This is a genomic window from Flavobacterium bomense (assembly GCF_003970355.1).
Window position 1 is genome coordinate 1 of record NZ_RYDJ01000302.1, and the last position, 1,005, is coordinate 1,005.

Annotated in this window: 1 protein-coding gene and 1 pseudogene; both read right to left on the reverse strand. The window is 26.0% G+C overall.

The window, feature by feature from the left end; translation table 11 throughout:
- Positions 1-13: 13 nt before the first annotated feature.
- Entirely contained in the window at positions 14-595 is a 582-nt protein-coding gene (locus EKL98_RS17475; protein WP_126563280.1) for a DUF4411 family protein, read from the reverse strand.
- A pseudogene (locus EKL98_RS17805) lies at positions 592-1,005 on the reverse strand (ImmA/IrrE family metallo-endopeptidase); the annotation flags it as partial. The pseudogene EKL98_RS17805 and the gene EKL98_RS17475, both read right to left, overlap by 4 nt.

Below are 1,005 nucleotides of genomic sequence, written 5' to 3' on the forward strand. Positions count from 1 at the left end.
TTAGTGGTAGGCTTTATTTTACAATGCTGAATTTTATGTCATCGTTAAACATACTTATTAACTCAGGAAGTGTTTTAGTTGCTATTTCGAGGTCATAGCAGATTAGAGGTATTTTGTTAAAAAGTTTATTGTCGTTGCTAGAACTAGTTTCTTCTGTGATTAATAATACATCTTCTCCTTTTTGTATAAAATTTAAAGAAGCTATAACAAGTTTCATATCTGCATCTTCCAAAAAACGTTCTTTTTCAACTTCAAATTCAGCATCAGTAATTTTCTTTTGTTTTTTCACTATGGAATTCACAAAGTTATTATCCAGTAAATGAAAGAATTTTTTTGGATTTGGTATTAATAAGTCAGAAGTTTTAAATGGCTGTTTCGATTCTTTTAAAAAGTTTTTCTCTGTTAAAAATTCTAACTTCTCCAAAATTAACCCTTTTGCTTGATATTGACATTGTTGATAAACTTTGTCAATTATTACAATATTTCCATTAGCTATTTTACTTTGAAAAAAATCAAGTAAATGGTTTTCATTATCAAAAGGTAAATAGTATCGAACTAATGATAATAGTGAGTTTGTATCAATAACTATTTTCATAAGTACGCTTCTAATTTTTCTGGTTTAATATTTAATCGTTTACATACTTCGTATTCATTTATAACACCTTCATAAAATGAAGTCTGAATCGTTGAAATAAATAAAGGGGAATTTATTGGTTTAGGAACAGCTCCTCCAATTTTGATTCCTTTTAATTTATCTAATTCTTTTTTTCTATCTTCTTCTGCTATGCGTAATCTATATTGGTTGTCAAAATCTTCCCTTATGTTATTGTATGAAGATTTTGAAATTTTGTTTTCATATAATAAACGAGTGTAAAGTGATAATTTACTTAAATGCGTAAACTTAGAAATATCTTCAATTTCCTGTAAATAATAATCGTTTTGGGAATTTGCGAATTTTATATCGTTAATAAATTTTTCGTAGTTATTAATTAAGAAATAATAAGC

Excerpts from the sequence above, each read along its gene's own strand:
- EKL98_RS17475 (WP_126563280.1), bottom strand. The coding sequence starts at position 595 with ATGAAAATAGTTATTGATACAAACTCACTATTATCATTAGTTCGATAC.